The organism is Pseudomonas sp. P5_A2_2 (assembly GCF_054177685.1).
Window position 1 is genome coordinate 1 of the sequence record NZ_JBGCUL010001136.1, and the last position, 1,340, is coordinate 1,340.

The window sequence follows — 1,340 nt, forward strand, 5'->3', positions numbered from 1 at the left end:
ACGCTTTACCGCGCGCAGTTCCCGACTGGAATCGGTGAGACAGCACTGCCACCTGACAGATCAGCATGGCACCACCGGACATGCCTTGCAGAAATCGGCTGGCGATCAACACGCTGGCGCTTTGCGCCCATCCACAGGCCAGTGAGGTAATGCCAAAAAGCACCAGGCTAATGACAAACACTCGCTTGCGCCCATACCGATCCGCCAGTGTGCCGGTGGCCATCAGCACCATGGTGCAGGCGATGGTGTAGGCATTCATGATCCACTGCATATCGTTGAAATCGCTGTGCAGAACCGATTCAAGCGTCGGCAGGATGGCCGGCACGCTCGAGATTTCCAGGCCGAACATCAGCGAGGCCAAACAAACGGCGGCTATTGTGAAAACATCTTTTTGCGAAGAAGAGAACGGCATCGTGATCTTCCAGATCAAGTTGATGGGCACTGGCAAGGCCGCCCCAAGGGGAGTTGGTGCGATTGCCTGACCAGCGTCACCAGACATAACTCCAAGTGACCGGCCGCATTCTGGAAGTAATAAAAAAATGACAGAAATGATTTAATTTCGTAAGTTTTATTAATATTCATCATGAGTCGACTAAATGGACTTCGACCCAGCGCTGTTGCGTGCCTTTGTCGCGATCAAGGAGACCGGTAGTTTCACTCGTGCCGCAGAGCGGCAGCATTTGAGCCAGTCAGCAATCAGTCATCAGATCCGGCGTTTGGAAGAACAGGCCGGTACCGCGCTACTGGTGCGCACCACCCGACGGTTGACGCTGACAGAAGATGGCGAAGATTTTCTGCGCCATGCCGAACACGTCCTCAGAGCACAAGACGCCCTCTCCCGGCGTTTCGAAGCGTCATCGGTATCCGGGGCCGTGCGCTTCGGTGTGCCAGAAAACTTTATCGGCGATGGCCTGCCGCCGTTACTGACTCGGTTCGCCAGACAATTTCCCGCCGTACGTCTTGATGTAACCGTCGGCACCTACCTAGACCTGCGCGCGCTGGTCGATGCCGATGGGCTCGATCTGGCCGTGATCATGGCATTGCCGGGCAGTCAGGTTGGCGGTACCGTGCTGCGCGAAACCCGGTTTGTCTGGGCCGCGGCGCAGAGTTTCGACTTTACCGGCGATTGCCCTTTGCCACTGGCGTTTGCACCAGCGCCCTGCGTACACCGCCAGGTGGCCGTAGAGGCATTGGCGAGTTCCACCGTGAATTGGCGGGTCGCCTTTACCTCTCCAAGTCAACAAGGATTGCGGGCGGCGGTATTGGCGGGGCTTGCCGTCACCGCGCTACCGCTGGGAGATCTGGAACCCGGTATGGTGGTAATTGATGGTCAATATGGC

Annotated in this window: 2 protein-coding genes; one reads left to right on the forward strand and one right to left on the reverse strand. The window is 57.2% G+C overall.

All coding sequences use genetic code 11. The features are described from left to right. Window positions 1–412: MFS transporter (locus tag ACXRVY_RS29485; RefSeq protein WP_458239016.1), on the reverse strand; the 412-nt coding region annotated here is incomplete at its 3' end. Between the two features lie 184 nt (window positions 413–596). Between ACXRVY_RS29485 and ACXRVY_RS29490 the strand changes: the two genes are divergently transcribed. Beyond that, on the forward strand, window positions 597–1,340 hold a 744-nt coding region (locus tag ACXRVY_RS29490), incomplete at its 3' end, for a LysR family transcriptional regulator (protein WP_458239017.1).